A 13,844-nucleotide genomic window follows, 5' to 3' on the forward strand; every position below is an offset into this window, starting at 1 on the left:
CGGTTACGAGGCTCCGGCGAACCGCACGGTGAAGCAGGCCACCCTGCTGCCCGCCGTGCCGGGCTCGTTGTGGATCACCACGGAGGAAGCCTCGCCCTTGCGGAACGCCCAGCTGTGCGTGGCGCTGGCATGGCCCGTGCCGGCCGCGCCGGACTTGAAGTCCAGCCAGACCTCGTTGTCTCTGTTCACGTGGTGGGTGTCCGTGCCGGGCACGTTCTGGTAGTGCTTGCCGGCGTCGGCGGGGTCGGCGCCACAGGGCTTCTGATGGATGTGGACACCGAAGGCGTGGTTGGCCTTGACGCCCGCCACCCGCAGTTCGACGGTCGTGACACCGTTCGGCTCGGTCCGCTGGTGGACCCGGATCCTGGAGCCCGCCGGGACCAGGTTCTGGTCGTAGGTCACCGCTGAGGACTTCCCGTGCGCGGTGGGCGGGGAGAACGTGCCGACGGTCTGCAGTGAATAGCCTTGGGCGCTTGCGCTCCCGGTCGCGAACAGGGCCGCGGCGAGGGCGCCCGCGTATACGGCTGCCACCATGATGTGCACCTTTTTCTGCGCATTTGCGACGTGTCGATCGGATGTGTGTCTGATGTCCGTTGACTGGGCTCTCTACCGTTGCTAAGGCACACGGATCCTCTCCACCACGCGAAACGCGCCACTCGGGTGACAGAACGCCACGGACGGCCTATGACCGTTCATCGTTCCGATGGGCCCCGTTCGCCCCCCACGGTCCTGCTGTCACACCCCCGGCGTACGCTGTATGGCTGTCAACGGGGGAACGGGAGTCGTCGTGTTCGAGAGCGTGGGGTCACTGGCCGCCGGGCCGTGGATCTATGCCGCGGTGGTCATGTCCGTCCTGCTGGACGTGTTCGTGCCGGTGCTGCCGAGCGGCGTACTCGTGATCACGGCGGGTACCGCCGCGGCGGCGGGATCGGGCGCGGCCGCCGGCCGGGTGCCGCACGGCGTGCCGGACCTGCTGGTCCTGATCCTCTCCGCGGCGACCGCCTCCGTCCTCGGCGATCTGGTGGCCTACCGCCTGGCCTGGCGGGGCGGTGAGCGGCTGGACCGGGCGATCGCGCGCTCGCGGCGGCTGACCACCGCGCAGGAACGTCTCGGCGACGCCCTGGCCCGGGGCGGCGGCGCGTTGGTCGTGCTCGCCCGCTTCGCCCCCGCCGGCCGCTCGGTGGTCTCCTTCTGCGCCGGCGCCGCCCACCGCCGGGCCCGCGACTTCGTGCCCTGGTCCGCCCTGGCCGGACTGTCGTGGGCCGCCTACAGCGTCGCCCTCGGCTACTACGGCGCGCAGTGGCTCGGCGCGACATGGCTGGCCACGGGCGTGTCCGTGGCGGCGCTGTGCGCGGCGGGCGCGGCGGCGGGCTTCCTGGTGCGCCGTCGCCCGGCTTCCTGACCGTTCGCGGCGCGTTGCGGCGCCGGTATCCGCAGGGTCTCGTGCGAGGGGTGGCGCCGACGGGTGATGCCCGGCATCGGGTGACACCCGCCGGCGCCCTGTCTCAGCCGATACCGGTGACCTGCAGTGCGGTGGTCCAGTTGGTCCTGATGGCGGAGCGTGCCGCCGACAGGGTGATCCGGCCGTCGCAGACGGCGTTCTTCAGCTTGGTCTCGACGCCGTCCTTGGAGTAGGCGGTCTGGCTGCCGTAGTGCGGCTCGGGCCAGAGGTTTGCCGGGTCCTTCGGGGCGCCCCCGAGTTCCAGGGGCACGAGGTGGTCCTCCTCGTAGTCGGACATGTTGGTGTCCGAGTAGCCGTAATCGATGATGCCCTGGGCCTTGAGGGCATTGGTGTAGCTGGTCGAGGGGCGGACCGTGCTGGTCCACCCGGAGGCGCAGATCGTCGAGCCGATGGTCGACTGCGTCACGTCCGGGTTGTAGGCGCCGGGGGTGCAGTGCGAGTCAGGCAGCGGCAGGTAGGCCCGGGAGCAGGTGCTGGCCTGTGCGGTCCCGGCGCTGACGCCGAGGATGAGGCCGCTGATCGCCAGGGAGAGGGCGGATGCGGCGGCGGTGGACAGTCGGGCTATGGGACGCATGAGGCTCTCCTGTGGGGAGGTGGGGAGGTGGGGAGGTGGGGAGTGGCACTCCGGAGTTGCGGGGTGCCGGAGGTGGAGATCATGGGCATGACATGCGAGGACGAGGAGTTGTCCTGGTCGCGCGTCGAGGTTCCGGGCGCCGTCGATCTCGTCGACGCGCGTAGAACCTGGTCATGCGTTGAACTCCCTTGTGGGATGGGGGCGTCGGCTGCGAGCGAGGGAATGTTCGCGGGGCCGTATTGCCGTGGGGTGAGCGCTTGGTGAGAAGCTAGTGACGCGTTCATGTCACAACAAGCCTGCGGCGAGGCTCACGACGGAACCTTCACATGCCTTACGATGGGAGGCGCAGAAGGGGAGTAGCCCTTCGCCGGACCGTCGACATACTGCTCAGCCAGCCTGAGCCGGCGCCCGGAGGCGGATCTGCGCGCAGGGCCGCCGGCGAGACCTTCGGCAAGCAGTGCACGCCCGTGTCCCGTGACGCGGGCGCCGTGTGCTGCCGTGCCGAGGTGTCATCGCGACGCAAGCCCCTCTCGGCCGGCAGCCCCGACCGATTGAGGAACCTTGATCAGCATCACCGTGACGGCGCTCGTCTTCGGCGTCATCTTCCTCGCCGAGCTGCCGGACAAGACCGCGCTCGCCGGCCTCGTCCTCGGTACCCGCTACCGCGCGAGTTACGTCTTCGCGGGCGTCGCCGCCGCCTTCCTGGTCCACGTCGTCCTGGCCGTCGCGGCCGGCAGCGTGCTCACCCTGCTGCCCCGGCAGATCGTGCACGCGATCACCGGCGTCCTCTTCCTCGGCGGCGCCGCGATGCTGCTGCTGCACAAGGGGGAGGACGAGGAGGAGATCAGGAAGCCCGCCGACCAGTCGTTCTGGCGGGTCGCCGGGACCGGCTTCATGCTGATCCTCGTCGCCGAGTTCGGCGATCTCACCCAGATCATGACCGCCAACCTCGCCGCCCGCTACGACGACCCGGTCTCCGTCGGCCTGGGTGCGGTGCTCGGCCTGTGGGCCGTCGCCGGACTCGGCATCGTCGGCGGAAAGGCCCTGATGAAGAAGGTGCCGCTGCGGCTGATCACGCAGATCGCGGCGCTGCTGATGCTCGCGCTCGGCGTGTGGAGCCTGTACGAGGCGGTGGCGGGCTGAGCCCTGCCCGGCTGAACGCCCGGTGAACCCTTTCGGGAGGCGGTGGCGTGACCGCCCAGGGTTTTGTACCGTGGAGGAACAAAGTGGCTCCCGCCCGTTTTCCCTGACCGGCGGGCGGGGCCGCCTTGTCCCTTCCGACGTCCAGCCCGACGTCTCCCCCCACGGGGGCCTTCTCGTTCCTGGAGCTGCCGATGACGGCCACCGCCACGCCCACCGTCCTCACCGCCCGCGCCCTCCTGCTCGACATGGACGGCACCCTCGTCAACTCGGACGCCGTCGTCGAGCGCATCTGGCGGCGCTGGGCCGAGCGGCACGGGCTGGACGGCGACGAGGTGATGAAGGTCGTCCACGGCCGGCAGGGGCACGCCTCCATGGCCCTGCTGCTGCCCGGACGGCCCGTGGAGCAGAACCTCGCCGACAACGCGCGCCTGCTCGCCGAGGAGACCGCCGACACCGACGGCGTGGTGGAGATCCCCGGCGCGAGCGCCTTCCTCGCCTCCCTGCGCGGTCTTCCGCACGCGCTGGTGACCTCCGCCGACGTCGCGCTGTCCACCGCGCGCATGAACGCCGCCGGGCTGCCGCTGCCGGAGGTCCGCGTCACCGCCGAGTCGGTCGGCGCGAGCAAGCCCGATCCCGAGGGCTTCCTGAAGGGCGCCGCCGAGCTGGGCGTGGACCCGGCCGACTGCGTGGTCTTCGAGGACTCCGGCGCCGGGATCGCGGCGGGGCGCTCCGCGGGCATGACGGTGGTCGGGGTCGGTCCCCGCGCCGGTGTGCACGCCCCGGACGTGGCGGTGCCCGACCTCACCCGGGTGCGGGTCGAGGCGACGGGAGACGGGGCGATCCGGCTGCACATCGGCTGACGTGGCGCCGGGGACGCCGGCCGGGGTGGCGCGCCGCCGCGGGGGGCGCCCCCGGCGCCGTTACGGCTTCCGCCCTGCTCTCACGGCTGCGACGTCTCCGCCTCCAGGCTCTTCCGGGTCGCCGGCCCGTACTCGCCCAGGGTGTCGCCCCGGATGCCCCGGGCCAGCTGGTAGATGCGTACGGCGTCCTCGACGGAGCCGGAGAAGATGCCGTTGATCTCGTCGCCGTAGAGGTTCAACTGCCTCAGCCGCTCCTGGAGTTCGCTCACCTGCGGGCCGTGGTCGCCGCGGTGCAGCACCGGGGCGACGGCGTGGGTGCTCGTGGGGGTGGCGGAGACCGGCGCGGACCGGCCGGGGGAGGCGGGGCGGGCCGAGACGGAGGAAGGAGCCGCGCTCGGCGACGCGGACCGAGGAGCCGACGGGCCCGGGCGGCTCGCCGGTGCGGAGGACGACGGCAGCGGCGGTCGAGGCGGGGCGGGGGAGGAGGGCGGTTCCGTCGCCGACGACGCCCCGGGGGCCGGCACGTCCGGCACGCTCTCCCTTACCTCCGGGGCCGCCCGGTCCCGGGACGGCGGGTGGTACGACAACAGCCCGCTCGCGAAGCCCGCCGCCGCCACGACCGCGGCACCGGCACCGGCGACGGACAGCAGAACGGCACGACGGCCCCACCGTGGTGACGGCTCCCCGTCCGGGGCCTCCACGGCACCGGGCCCGACACCTCCCCCGCCGTCACCGGCCCCCTCACCCCCGCCGACGCGACCGCTGCCCCCGGGCTCGCCGCCGGTCACGCATCCTGCGCCGGTCCTGTCCCCGCCGGTCCCGCCCTCGCCGGTCCCTGGGCCTGCGCCGGTCCCTGGGCCTGCGCCGGTCCCTGGGCTCCCGCCGGTCCCTGGGCTCGCATCGGTCGTTGGGCTTGCGCCGGTCCCTGGGCTCCCGCCGGTCGTTGGGCTCCCGCCGGTCCCTGGGCTCGCATCGGTCGTTGGGCTTGCGCCGGTCCCTGGGCCCCCGCCGGTCGTTGGGCTCCCGTCCGTCCCTGGGCCCGCGCCGGTCCCGCGTCCGGTGTCGCCGTCCGTGAACGCCGCTGGGTCGGCGGGGCGCGGCCGCGGCGTGGCGTCGGCGGCCGGTGGCGTGCGGGTCTCCGTCCTGGGCAGGGAGCCGGGCGTGGCCGGTGCCGGGCGGGTCCTCCCGGCGGGCGGCGCACCGGTCGTGGGTGGTGCGCCGGTGTCGCCGGGCGAGGGGTCCGGGGGCGGTGCCGGACGGGCGTCCCCCGCCTCCCCGGGGCGTGGTCCCCCGACCGCGACGTACGGCCGGATCCGCAGCGGATCGAAGTCCTCCGCCGCTGCCGCCTCGGCCGTGCGCGTCTCGCGCAGTGCCTCGGCCGCCCGCTCCGTGCAGTCGCACGACGGGCTGCGGTCCGGGCCTCTCGGCGCCCCGCACTCCGGGCAGGCGTGGCCCCCGAATTCCGTCATGTGTTCGCCCTCCCCTCGCGAACTTCCGAGACTATGCGCACCTTCTTCGCATCGGCCGCCGAAAACGCGGGACTCAACAGGCCATAAAGGGTGACACCGACCACGATGGAAGAGGTGCACTCGAGCCCCGGGAGGACTTCATGGCCCTGGACACGCACGGCACGCAGAAGGAGACCAAGGCCGCCGAGCACGTCTTTGGCAACGTGTTCGTCTCGATCGGCGCGCTGCTCCTCGGGCTGTTGCTCGCCGCGCTCGACCAGACGATCGTCGCGACCGCCCTGCCCACCATCGTCAGCGACCTCGGCGGTCTGGAGCACCTGTCCTGGGTGGTCACCGCCTATCTGCTGGCGTCGACCGCCGCGACTCCGCTGTGGGGCAAGCTCGGTGACCAGTACGGGCGCAAGAGGCTCTTCCAGACCGCCATCGTGATCTTCCTGATCGGCTCGGCACTGTGCGGCATGGCGCAGAGCATGCCCCAGCTGATCGGGTTCCGTGCGCTGCAGGGCCTGGGCGGCGGCGGGCTGATCGTGCTGTCCATGGCGATCGTCGGCGACATCGTGCCGCCCCGCGAACGCGGCCGCTACCAAGGGCTGTTCGGGGCCGTGTTCGGCGCCACGAGTGTGCTCGGCCCGCTGCTCGGCGGGGTGTTCACCGAGCATCTGAGCTGGCGCTGGGTGTTCTACGTCAACCTGCCCGTCGGTGTGGTCGCGCTCGCCGTGATCGCCACCGCGCTGCGCATCCCGCGCCGCACCGCCCACCACGTCATCGACTACCTCGGCACCGTCCTGATCGCCGCCGTCGCCACCTGCCTGGTCCTGGTCGCCTCCCTCGGCGGTACGACCTGGGCCTGGGGCTCGGCGCAGATCGTCGGGCTGGCCGTGCTGGGCGTGCTGCTGGCCGTGGCGTTCGTCGCCGTCGAGCGCCGGGCCGCCGAACCGGTCCTGCCGCTGAAGCTGTTCGGCATCCGCACCTTCACCCTCGCCGCCGTCATCAGTTTCATCGTGGGGTTCGCCATGTTCGGCGCGATGACCTATCTGCCGACCTTCCTGCAGGTCGTGCACGGCATCTCGCCGACCCTGTCCGGTGTGCACATGCTGCCGATGGTCGTCGGCCTGCTGCTGTCCTCCACCCTCTCCGGGCAGATCGTGAGCCGTACCGGCCGCTGGAAGGTCTTCCCCGTCGCCGGCACCGCCGTCACCACCGTCGGCCTGCTCCTGCTGCACCAGCTCGACGAACACAGCTCCACCGCCCGGATGAGCGCCTACTTCTTCGTCTTCGGTCTCGGACTCGGCCTGGTCATGCAGGTTCTGGTGCTCATCGTGCAGAACGCGGTGTCGTACGAGGACCTGGGCGTCGCCACGTCCGGCGCGACCTTCTTCCGCTCCATCGGCGCCTCCTTCGGCGTCGCCATCTTCGGCACGGTGTTCGCCGGCCGCCTCGGCGACAAGCTCGCCGCCGCCTTCCGGGGCGTGCATCTGCCGCCCGGCGCCTCCGCCAACGCCCTGAAGTCCGACCCGCGCGGCATCGCCGCCCTGCCGTCCGCCCTGCGCCCGGCGGCCCTGCACGCGTACGCGTCCGCCATCACCGACGTCTTCCTCTACGCCGCCCCCGTCGCCGCCCTGGGCTTCGTGCTGGCCTGGTTCCTGAAGGAAGACCGGCTGCGCGGCTCGGTCACCGCGCCGGACGTCTCCGAGACCATCCCGCCCAACCCGGTCGAGCGCTCCTCCTACGACGAGGTCTGCCGGGCCCTGTCCGTGCTCGGCACCCGCGAGGGCCGCCGCGAGGTCTGCCGGGACATCACCGAACGGGCCGGCTACGACCTGCTGCCCGCCACCAGCTGGATGCTGCTGCGCATCCGCAGGTACGGGTCGGTGGAACCGGGCGTGCTCGCCGAGCGCAGCCCCGTCCCGCTCGACGCCGTCCTCGCCGCGGCCCGCCAGGTGGAGGAACGTCGCCTCGCCGAACGCCGGGGCCTGGACCTGTACTTGACCCAGTCCGGCCGGGAGGTCGCCGAACGGCTGGCCAAGGCCCGCGAGGAGTCCCTCGCCGAACTCCTCGGCGACTGGTGGGCGCCCGGCCGTTCGGCCGACCTGACCCACCTCGTCCGGGACCTCACCGGCGAACTGTGCGGCTCGGAGCGCGAACGCCCGCACAAGGCGGCACCCACCGAGCTCGGTTGACCACCAGCTCTTGCGGACGTACACGAACCCCCGGGCCGGTTCCCTCCCCTGCGGCCGAATGTTCCGCAGACTGTCTGCCGTGAACCGCACCGACCGCCTCTACGCCCTCGTCGAGGAGCTGCGCGCCGCCGCTCCCCGGCCCCGCAGCGCCCGCGTCCTCGCCCGGCGCTTCGAGGTCAGTGTCCGCACCATCGAGCGGGACCTGGCCGCGTTGCAGCAGTCCGGGGTGCCCCTCCACGCCGAGCCGGGCCGCAGCGGCGGATACGTCCTCGACCGGGAGCGGACGCTGCCACCGCTGACCATCACCCCGGCCGAGGCGACCGCTCTCGCCGTCGGGCTCGAGGCCCTGGCCGGGACGCCGTTCGCGGCGGACGCGCGCAGCGCGCTGCACAAGGTGCTGGCCGTGATGCCGCAACGGGAGCGCAGGGCGGCGGCGGAGCTGACCGGGCGGGTGCGGCTGCTCGTCCCGGCCGCCCGCCCGGCGCCGTCCGCCGGACCGGTGGTGCCCGCCGCGCTGCGGGAGGCGCTGACGGCGGGCCGGGTGCTGCGGCTGGAGTACGCCGACGGCGCGGGCCGGATCACCGCGCGGGACGTGGAACCGCTCGGCTTCCTCGGCGGGCAGGAGCACTGGTATCTGGCGGGCTGGTGCCGGCTGCGGGGCGCGCCGCGCGGCTTCCGGCTGGACCGGGTCCGCGCCGCGACCGCACTGGACGAGCGGGCCCCCGACCGCGCCGTCGACCTCGGCGCGCTCGACACGCTCGGCTCCGACGTCGTACCGCTCGACGCGGCGACCGTGATGTGACCGCAATCACCGACAGGGGGGTGTCGCGGGCCGGGCGGAGGCTGTGCGCATGACTTCGACATCGACACAGCCGGCCGCCGGCGCGACCCTCACCCGCGCCGCCGGCATCGCCCTCTTCGACCGCTGGACCGCCCTGTGGAACGGCGACTTCAGTGACCCCGAGTCCTTCCTCGCGCCCGGCTTCCGCATCTGCTTCGGCAACGATCCCGAGCGCGGGGCGGTCACCGACGCGGTGCGCGGCCCGGCCGGGATCGCCGGGCTGGTCGCCGCCTTCCGGGAGGAGAAGCCCGGACTGCGGTTCACCGTCGACGGCACGCCCCTCGTGGACGCCGGGCCGGGCCAGGCCGCCTGCCGCTGGTACGTGACCCTGCCGGACGGCGCCCAGAAGAGCGGCATCGACCTGCTGGAGGTGGTGGACGGGCGTATCGCGGTGGTCTGGTCGGTGACCGGCCCGCGCCGCTTCGCCGTCTGACCGCCGTTTGTGGCTCCCCTTCCGGGTGACCCGGAAGGGGAGCCGGCCAGTGGGGCCGGCCCGATCGGAAGGCAACGATGTCCACAGGCATGATCGTGTTGATCGTGATCGTGGCGGTGGTGGTCTTCGGTGCGGCCATCGCCCCGACCCTGCGCGGCCGCGGACGGTCCCGCGGACGCGGTCTGAGGCGGCGCTTCGGGCCCGAGTACGAGCGGTCCGTCGCCCTGCACGACGGGGACACCAAGGCCGCCGAGCGGGAGCTCGCCGAGCGGGTGGAACGCCACGGCGACCTGCGGGAACGGCCATTGGACCCGGCTGGGCGGGAGCAGTACGCGGCCCGCTGGACGGCCGTGCAGGAACACTTCGTCGACTCGCCGCGGCAGGCGGTGGCCGAGGCCGACCGGCTGCTCGCCGAACTCGCCGCCGCGCGCGGTTACCCGGACGGCGGGCGCTACGAGGAGCAGCTCGCCGCACTGTCCGTGCACCACGCCGACCACGTCGACGGCTATCGGCAGGTGCACCGGGTGACCTGTGCCGGCGCGAGCGACGGGTCGGGGAAGACAGGCTCCGGGACCGAGGAGATGCGCGCGGCGCTCGTCGGGGCGCGTGCCCTCTTCGACGATCTGATCCAGCCCGCGCAGGACACGGGCCGCCACCGCGCGGCCCAGGCAGGCACCCGCTCGCACACTCCCTGGGCCTTCAGCAGGAGCCACCCGAAGGAGAGTTGACCATGTCGGACAGGACGAGCGGCCCCGGCGACGAACACCCCACCGGCCGCGCAGCGAGGGATCCCCTCCCGGAGGAACGCCTCCCCGGTGAACCCCCGGCACCGCCCGGCTCGGCCGGCTACGGCAGGGAGGGTGTCACGGCCGACGACCGCACCCCCGCCGACGCGCCCCCCTACCCGCCGGGCCCGGCCGGTGTGAGCCCCACGGACGGCCGAACCGCCTCCGGCACGGCCGACTCCGGCACGGCCGCCTCCGGCACGGCCATCGGCGGTTCCGCGGCTCCCGGCGGCGTGGAGCCCACGCCGGGCGGCGGCATACCCATGGAAGGTGCGCCTCGCGGTGGGCCGGCCGGGCGCGGGGCGGTGGGTGGTGGCTCCACGTACGGCGACAGCCCCATGCCGGACGACGGGCTGGGTGTGCCGTCCTCCGGGGAGGTGACCGCGCGCGAGGCGCACACCACCGAGTCCCGGGCGCCGGACGCCTGGCCGACCGCGCCCGGCGGAGCCGCGTCGGCCCCCGCGCCCTCCGGGATCGGTGCGCCGCTGCTGCCGCACGACGAGACCGACCGGTGGGAGCAGCGGATGCGGCAGGTGGCCGCCGGGTTCGTGGACGAACCCCGGGGCGCGGTCGAGCAGGCCGATCACATGCTGGAGGAGATCGTGGGGCGGTTCGGAGAGGCCGTGGCGCGGCGACGGCGTACCCTGCGCCGGTCCTGGGAGGCCTCCGAGGACCGCGGGCCGGGCTCGGAGGCCGACACCGAGCTGCTCAGGCTGGCCCTGCGCGACTACCGGGAGCTGGCAGGGCGCTTGCTACACCTGTGATCCCGGCAGCTCACCCCTGGCGGCAGCCCTGCGCTGCCGCCACTCGCGCAGGACCTCCTCGACGTCGTACGGCTTCTTGCCCAGTGGGGGGCCGGGCGGCGGCTTGAACATCATGTCCTTGATCTTGACGTTGACGTCCTCGATGATCTTCCGGGCGATCCGCTCGGAGGGCGCCGCATAGGCCGCGACCAGCGCGTCCTCGGCCTCCTTGCGCAGGGCGAGGGCGGGCGGCAGGACGGACAGTCCCTCGCACGCCATCTTCCGTCTGACCCACCACAGTTCGTCGTAGGCGGAGTCGAGTTCGGCGGGCAGCGGCTCACCCGTGCCCGGCAGCCGCTCGAACTCACCGCGCCCCTGCGCGTCGCGGATCTGCTTGTCGACCCAGGACTCGAACGGCACACCCGGTGGCTTTCGCTCGGTCATGAGCCCATTGTGCCGGACGCGGCCCGGCCGGGCGTTTTATCATGCGGCGGCGGCACGGCGATCCGGCCGCCGGGCAAGACGTCACACGCCGAACGCCGCAGGGGGAAACGCACGTGCTCGAACTCACCATGGCCACCGTGTCCGGGGCCGACGCGGGTGCCACGGCCGGCATGACGATGGCCGACGCGCCGAGCGAGCCGGGCGCCGTGCTCCGGGTCGGCCGGGACGCGTCCATGTGCCGGCTGGTCACCCCCGAGGACTGGCTGTTCGTCTCCCGGGTCCATCTGGAGTTCCTGTGCACCCCTGACGGCGGCTGGCAACTCACCTGGCTGCGCGGCTCGCAGCCCGATCCGGCGTCCGAAGTGCGCCTGACCGTCGGGGAGTACGCGCAGCCCATCGTCTACGGCGCGACCGTACGGCTGCCGCACGGCGGGTCCGGGGAGATCGTCGTCCAGGACCGCACCGCACCGCGCAGCGTCAACGTCGGTTTCTTCCACGAGGCTTGAGCCGCGAAGCGGACACGGGACCGCTCGGGTCTCCGGCCGGCACGTCTCAGGCCGGCACGTCTCAGGCCGTCACGTCTCCGGCCGGCACGGCTCAGGCCAGCACGCGGGCCAGCGCGAAGCCGTCGTAACCCTTGCTGCCGACCGTCTGGATCGCGGTGCCGCTCAGCCGCGGATGGGTGGCGATCAGCTCGATCGCGGCGCGTGTGCCCACGACGTCGGGTTCGGCGCTGCTCGCGTCGACGACCCGGCCGCCGCGCACCACGTTGTCCACGACGATCAGGCTGCCGGTGCGGGTGAGCCGCAGCGCCCACTCCACGTAGTGCGGGTTGTTGACCTTGTCGGCGTCGATGAACACCAGGTCGAACGGGGCCGGGTTCTCGTCGGCCAGCTTGGGCAGCGACTCCAGGGCCGGGCCCACCCGCACCTCCACGATCCGGTCCAGGCCGGCCCGGGCGATGTTCCGGGTCGCCACCTCGGCGTGTCGGGCGTTGTACTCCAGCGAGATCAGTCTGCCGTCCTCGGGCAGGGCGCGGGCCAGCCAGATGGTGCTGTAACCGCCGAGTGTGCCGATCTCCAGGATGTTCCGCGCGCCCTGCACCTGGGCGAGCAGATGGAGGAACTTGCCCTGTGCCGCGGTGACGGCGATGTGCGGCAGCCCGGCGGCGTCGTTCTCCCGCAGGGCCGCCCGCAGAGAGTCGTCGTCGGGGGCGAGTTGGCTGGTGAAGTAGTCGTCGACGTCGTCCCAGAGCTGGGAGTCGCTCATGCTCCTGCTGCCTTTCCCGAGTGCCTGCCCTTCCCACCAGCATCGTCTCAGCCCACGGGCACCGACGGGGTGATCATCGAGGGATTCACCGCCCCGAAGGGGCGCGGGGAACTGCACGGCCGGCCGCAGCCCACCCGCACCCGGGACACGGCAGCACCTTCTGCGGCGCCTACCGCCGTTCCACCGCCGGCGCCGAACCGGGAAGCGGACGGCCGGCCGACTCGGTCATCCGCCACACCGCGAACCCGCCGATCACCGCCGCGGCCATCATGTAGTAGGCGGGCATCATCATGTTCCCCGTCGCCCCGATCAGCGCGGTGACGACCAGCGGAGTGGTGCCGCCGAACAGGGACACGGACACGTTGAAGCCGATGGACAGGGAGCCGTAGCGCACCCGCGTCGGGAAGAGCGCGGGCAGCGCGGCCGGCATGGCCGCGGTGAAGCACACCAGCAGCAGACCCAGCGCGCCCATGCCCAGCGCGACGGCGAGCAGGCTGCCCTGGCGGATCAGCAGCAGCGCGGGGACGGACAGGAGCAGGAAGCCCGCACAGCCGGCAGCGATCACCGGGCGCCGGCCGACCCGGTCGGTCAGCGCGCCCGCGAACGGCTGCACGATCATCATCAGGGCCATCACACCCAGCACGACCAGCAGACCGTGCGTCTCGTCGTACTTCAGCTCACTCGTGAGATAGCTCGGCATGTACGACAGCAGCATGTAGTCGGTGACGTTGAAGACCAGCACCAGGCCCATGCACAGCAGCAGCGCCTTCCACTGGCCGGCCACCATCTCGCGCAGCGGCACCTTCGGCCGGGCGGCCTCCGCCTTCTCGACCTCCGCCGCGAACGCCGGGGTCTCCTCCAGGCGCATCCGCAGGTACAGGCCGATGATGCCCATCGGGCCGGCGATCAGGAACGGGATCCGCCAGCCCCACGACACCAGATCGTGCGAGGACAGCAGCGCGGTCATCAGGGTGACGAGACCCGCGCCGCCGATGTAGCCCGCCAGCGTGCCGAACTCCAGCCAGCTGCCGAAGAAGCCGCGCTTCTTGTCGGGCGCGTACTCGGCGATGAAGGTCGAGGCGCCCGCGTACTCACCGCCCGTGGAGAAACCCTGCACCAGCCGGGCGGCCAGCAGGAGCAGCGGCGCGCCCACGCCGATCGACGTGTACGACGGGATCAGGCCGATCGCGAAGGTGCCCGCCGCCATCATGATCATCGTGAGGGCGAGCACCTTCTGGCGGCCCACGCGGTCGCCCAGCGGGCCGAAGACCATGCCACCGAGCGGCCGGACCAGGAAGGCGGCCGCGAAGGCGCCGAAGGTCGACAGCAGCTGCGCGGTCGGGTTGGAGGACGGGAAGAAGACCTTGCCCAGGGTGACCGCGATGTAGCTGTAGACACCGAAGTCGAACCACTCCATCGCGTTGCCGAGCGCGGCCGCCTTCACGGCGCGCCTGACGAGTGCGGGGTCGGTGACGGTGACGTCGCGGGCCTTGGTGGCCCGCTGGGTCTTCAGGGACGGGGAGACGGCTGTGGCGGTCGCCAAAACGGGGCTCGCCTACCTTTCGACGGGGACAGGGGCGCGGTCCGTACGGCGACGCTGCCGGGAAACGGGCCGAAAAGCGACCATAGGGCGACTTCGGC

The 13,844-nt window shown here is 72.9% G+C and carries 15 protein-coding genes; 9 read left to right on the top strand and 6 right to left on the bottom strand.

Annotated elements, in window-relative coordinates:
- Positions 1 to 3: 3 nt before the first annotated feature.
- Positions 4 to 534, bottom strand: coding sequence for a superoxide dismutase family protein (locus tag ABZ919_RS09435; protein ID WP_361244613.1), 531 nt, complete (start codon positions 532 to 534; stop codon positions 4 to 6).
- Between the two features lie 223 nt (positions 535 to 757).
- Here ABZ919_RS09435 and ABZ919_RS09440 point away from each other — a divergent pair, with 223 nt between their 5' ends.
- On the top strand, positions 758 to 1,402 hold the full coding sequence (locus tag ABZ919_RS09440; protein ID WP_361244616.1) for a VTT domain-containing protein: 645 nt from the start codon (positions 758 to 760) through the stop codon (positions 1,400 to 1,402).
- 103 nt (positions 1,403 to 1,505) lie between these two features.
- Here the strand turns inward: ABZ919_RS09440 and ABZ919_RS09445 are convergent, their stop codons facing one another.
- Positions 1,506 to 2,036 carry a hypothetical protein gene (locus tag ABZ919_RS09445; RefSeq protein ID WP_361244618.1) on the bottom strand — a complete coding sequence of 177 codons (531 nt, stop codon included), beginning with the start codon at positions 2,034 to 2,036 and terminating at the stop codon, positions 1,506 to 1,508.
- A gap of 561 nt (positions 2,037 to 2,597) precedes the next feature.
- Here ABZ919_RS09445 and ABZ919_RS09450 point away from each other — a divergent pair.
- Positions 2,598 to 3,179 carry a TMEM165/GDT1 family protein gene (locus tag ABZ919_RS09450; protein ID WP_361244620.1) on the top strand — a complete coding sequence of 194 codons (582 nt, stop codon included), beginning with the start codon at positions 2,598 to 2,600 and terminating at the stop codon, positions 3,177 to 3,179.
- Positions 3,180 to 3,370: 191 nt separating this feature from the next.
- Positions 3,371 to 4,039, top strand: a complete 669-nt coding sequence (locus tag ABZ919_RS09455; protein WP_361244623.1) for an HAD family hydrolase — start codon at positions 3,371 to 3,373, stop codon at positions 4,037 to 4,039.
- Between the two features lie 80 nt (positions 4,040 to 4,119).
- Here ABZ919_RS09455 and ABZ919_RS09460 read toward each other — a convergent pair whose 3' ends face one another.
- A complete protein-coding gene (locus tag ABZ919_RS09460; protein WP_361244626.1) occupies positions 4,120 to 4,740 on the bottom strand; it encodes a peptidoglycan-binding domain-containing protein in 621 nt (206 codons plus the stop codon).
- Between the two features lie 908 nt (positions 4,741 to 5,648).
- On the opposite strand from ABZ919_RS09460, the gene ABZ919_RS09465 reads away from it, so the two are divergent.
- The 5 genes from ABZ919_RS09465 to ABZ919_RS09485 all read left to right on the top strand — a co-directional run bounded on the left by ABZ919_RS09465 (position 5,649) and on the right by ABZ919_RS09485 (position 10,511).
- Entirely contained in the window at positions 5,649 to 7,688 is a 2,040-nt protein-coding gene (locus ABZ919_RS09465; protein ID WP_361244629.1) for an MDR family MFS transporter, read from the top strand.
- Positions 7,689 to 7,767: 79 nt separating this feature from the next.
- Complete coding sequence (locus ABZ919_RS09470; protein WP_361244632.1) at positions 7,768 to 8,490, top strand: YafY family protein; 723 nt, start codon at positions 7,768 to 7,770, stop codon at positions 8,488 to 8,490.
- A gap of 49 nt (positions 8,491 to 8,539) precedes the next feature.
- Complete coding sequence (locus tag ABZ919_RS09475; protein ID WP_361244635.1) at positions 8,540 to 8,962, top strand: nuclear transport factor 2 family protein; 423 nt, start codon at positions 8,540 to 8,542, stop codon at positions 8,960 to 8,962.
- A gap of 77 nt (positions 8,963 to 9,039) precedes the next feature.
- Complete coding sequence (locus ABZ919_RS09480; RefSeq protein ID WP_361244639.1) at positions 9,040 to 9,690, top strand: hypothetical protein; 651 nt, start codon at positions 9,040 to 9,042, stop codon at positions 9,688 to 9,690.
- A gap of 2 nt (positions 9,691 to 9,692) precedes the next feature.
- Entirely contained in the window at positions 9,693 to 10,511 is an 819-nt protein-coding gene (locus ABZ919_RS09485) for a hypothetical protein (RefSeq protein WP_361244642.1), read from the top strand.
- On the opposite strand, the gene ABZ919_RS09490 is transcribed toward ABZ919_RS09485, so the two are convergent.
- Positions 10,500 to 10,934: a DUF1992 domain-containing protein gene (locus tag ABZ919_RS09490; RefSeq protein ID WP_361244645.1), complete on the bottom strand. Its 435-nt coding sequence runs from the start codon at positions 10,932 to 10,934 to the stop codon at positions 10,500 to 10,502. The genes ABZ919_RS09485 and ABZ919_RS09490 overlap by 12 nt on opposite strands.
- Positions 10,935 to 11,047: 113 nt before the next feature.
- Between ABZ919_RS09490 and ABZ919_RS09495 the strand changes: the two genes are divergently transcribed.
- On the top strand, positions 11,048 to 11,440 hold the full coding sequence (locus ABZ919_RS09495) for a hypothetical protein (RefSeq protein WP_361244648.1): 393 nt from the start codon (positions 11,048 to 11,050) through the stop codon (positions 11,438 to 11,440).
- Positions 11,441 to 11,531: 91 nt separating this feature from the next.
- On the opposite strand, the gene ABZ919_RS09500 is transcribed toward ABZ919_RS09495, so the two are convergent.
- Together ABZ919_RS09500 and proP are read right to left on the bottom strand one after the other, a co-directional pair.
- Positions 11,532 to 12,203 (bottom strand): O-methyltransferase, encoded by a 672-nt coding sequence (locus ABZ919_RS09500; RefSeq protein ID WP_361244651.1) that lies wholly within the window; start codon positions 12,201 to 12,203, stop codon positions 11,532 to 11,534.
- A 169-nt stretch (positions 12,204 to 12,372) separates the two neighbouring features.
- Positions 12,373 to 13,716, bottom strand: a complete 1,344-nt coding sequence (gene proP / locus ABZ919_RS09505) for a glycine betaine/L-proline transporter ProP (RefSeq protein WP_361244942.1) — start codon at positions 13,714 to 13,716, stop codon at positions 12,373 to 12,375.
- Positions 13,717 to 13,844: the final 128 nt, after the last annotated feature.

It is taken from the genome of Streptomyces sp. NPDC046759, assembly GCF_040645475.1.
GTDB lineage: Bacteria > Actinomycetota > Actinomycetes > Streptomycetales > Streptomycetaceae > Streptomyces.

Bases quoted from the DNA above. Each gene is read 5' to 3' on its own strand.
- ABZ919_RS09435 (WP_361244613.1), bottom strand. From the start codon at position 534: ATGGTGGCAGCCGTATACGCGGGCGCCCTCGCCGCGGCCCTGTTCGCG.
- ABZ919_RS09440 (WP_361244616.1), top strand. From the start codon at position 758: ATGGCTGTCAACGGGGGAACGGGAGTCGTCGTGTTCGAGAGCGTGGGG.
- ABZ919_RS09445 (WP_361244618.1), bottom strand. From the start codon at position 2,036: ATGCGTCCCATAGCCCGACTGTCCACCGCCGCCGCATCCGCCCTCTCC.
- ABZ919_RS09455 (WP_361244623.1), top strand. From the start codon at position 3,371: ATGACGGCCACCGCCACGCCCACCGTCCTCACCGCCCGCGCCCTCCTG.
- ABZ919_RS09465 (WP_361244629.1), top strand. From the start codon at position 5,649: ATGGCCCTGGACACGCACGGCACGCAGAAGGAGACCAAGGCCGCCGAG.
- ABZ919_RS09475 (WP_361244635.1), top strand. From the start codon at position 8,540: ATGACTTCGACATCGACACAGCCGGCCGCCGGCGCGACCCTCACCCGC.
- ABZ919_RS09480 (WP_361244639.1), top strand. From the start codon at position 9,040: ATGTCCACAGGCATGATCGTGTTGATCGTGATCGTGGCGGTGGTGGTC.
- ABZ919_RS09485 (WP_361244642.1), top strand. From the start codon at position 9,693: ATGTCGGACAGGACGAGCGGCCCCGGCGACGAACACCCCACCGGCCGC.
- ABZ919_RS09490 (WP_361244645.1), bottom strand. From the start codon at position 10,934: ATGACCGAGCGAAAGCCACCGGGTGTGCCGTTCGAGTCCTGGGTCGAC.
- ABZ919_RS09500 (WP_361244651.1), bottom strand. From the start codon at position 12,203: ATGAGCGACTCCCAGCTCTGGGACGACGTCGACGACTACTTCACCAGC.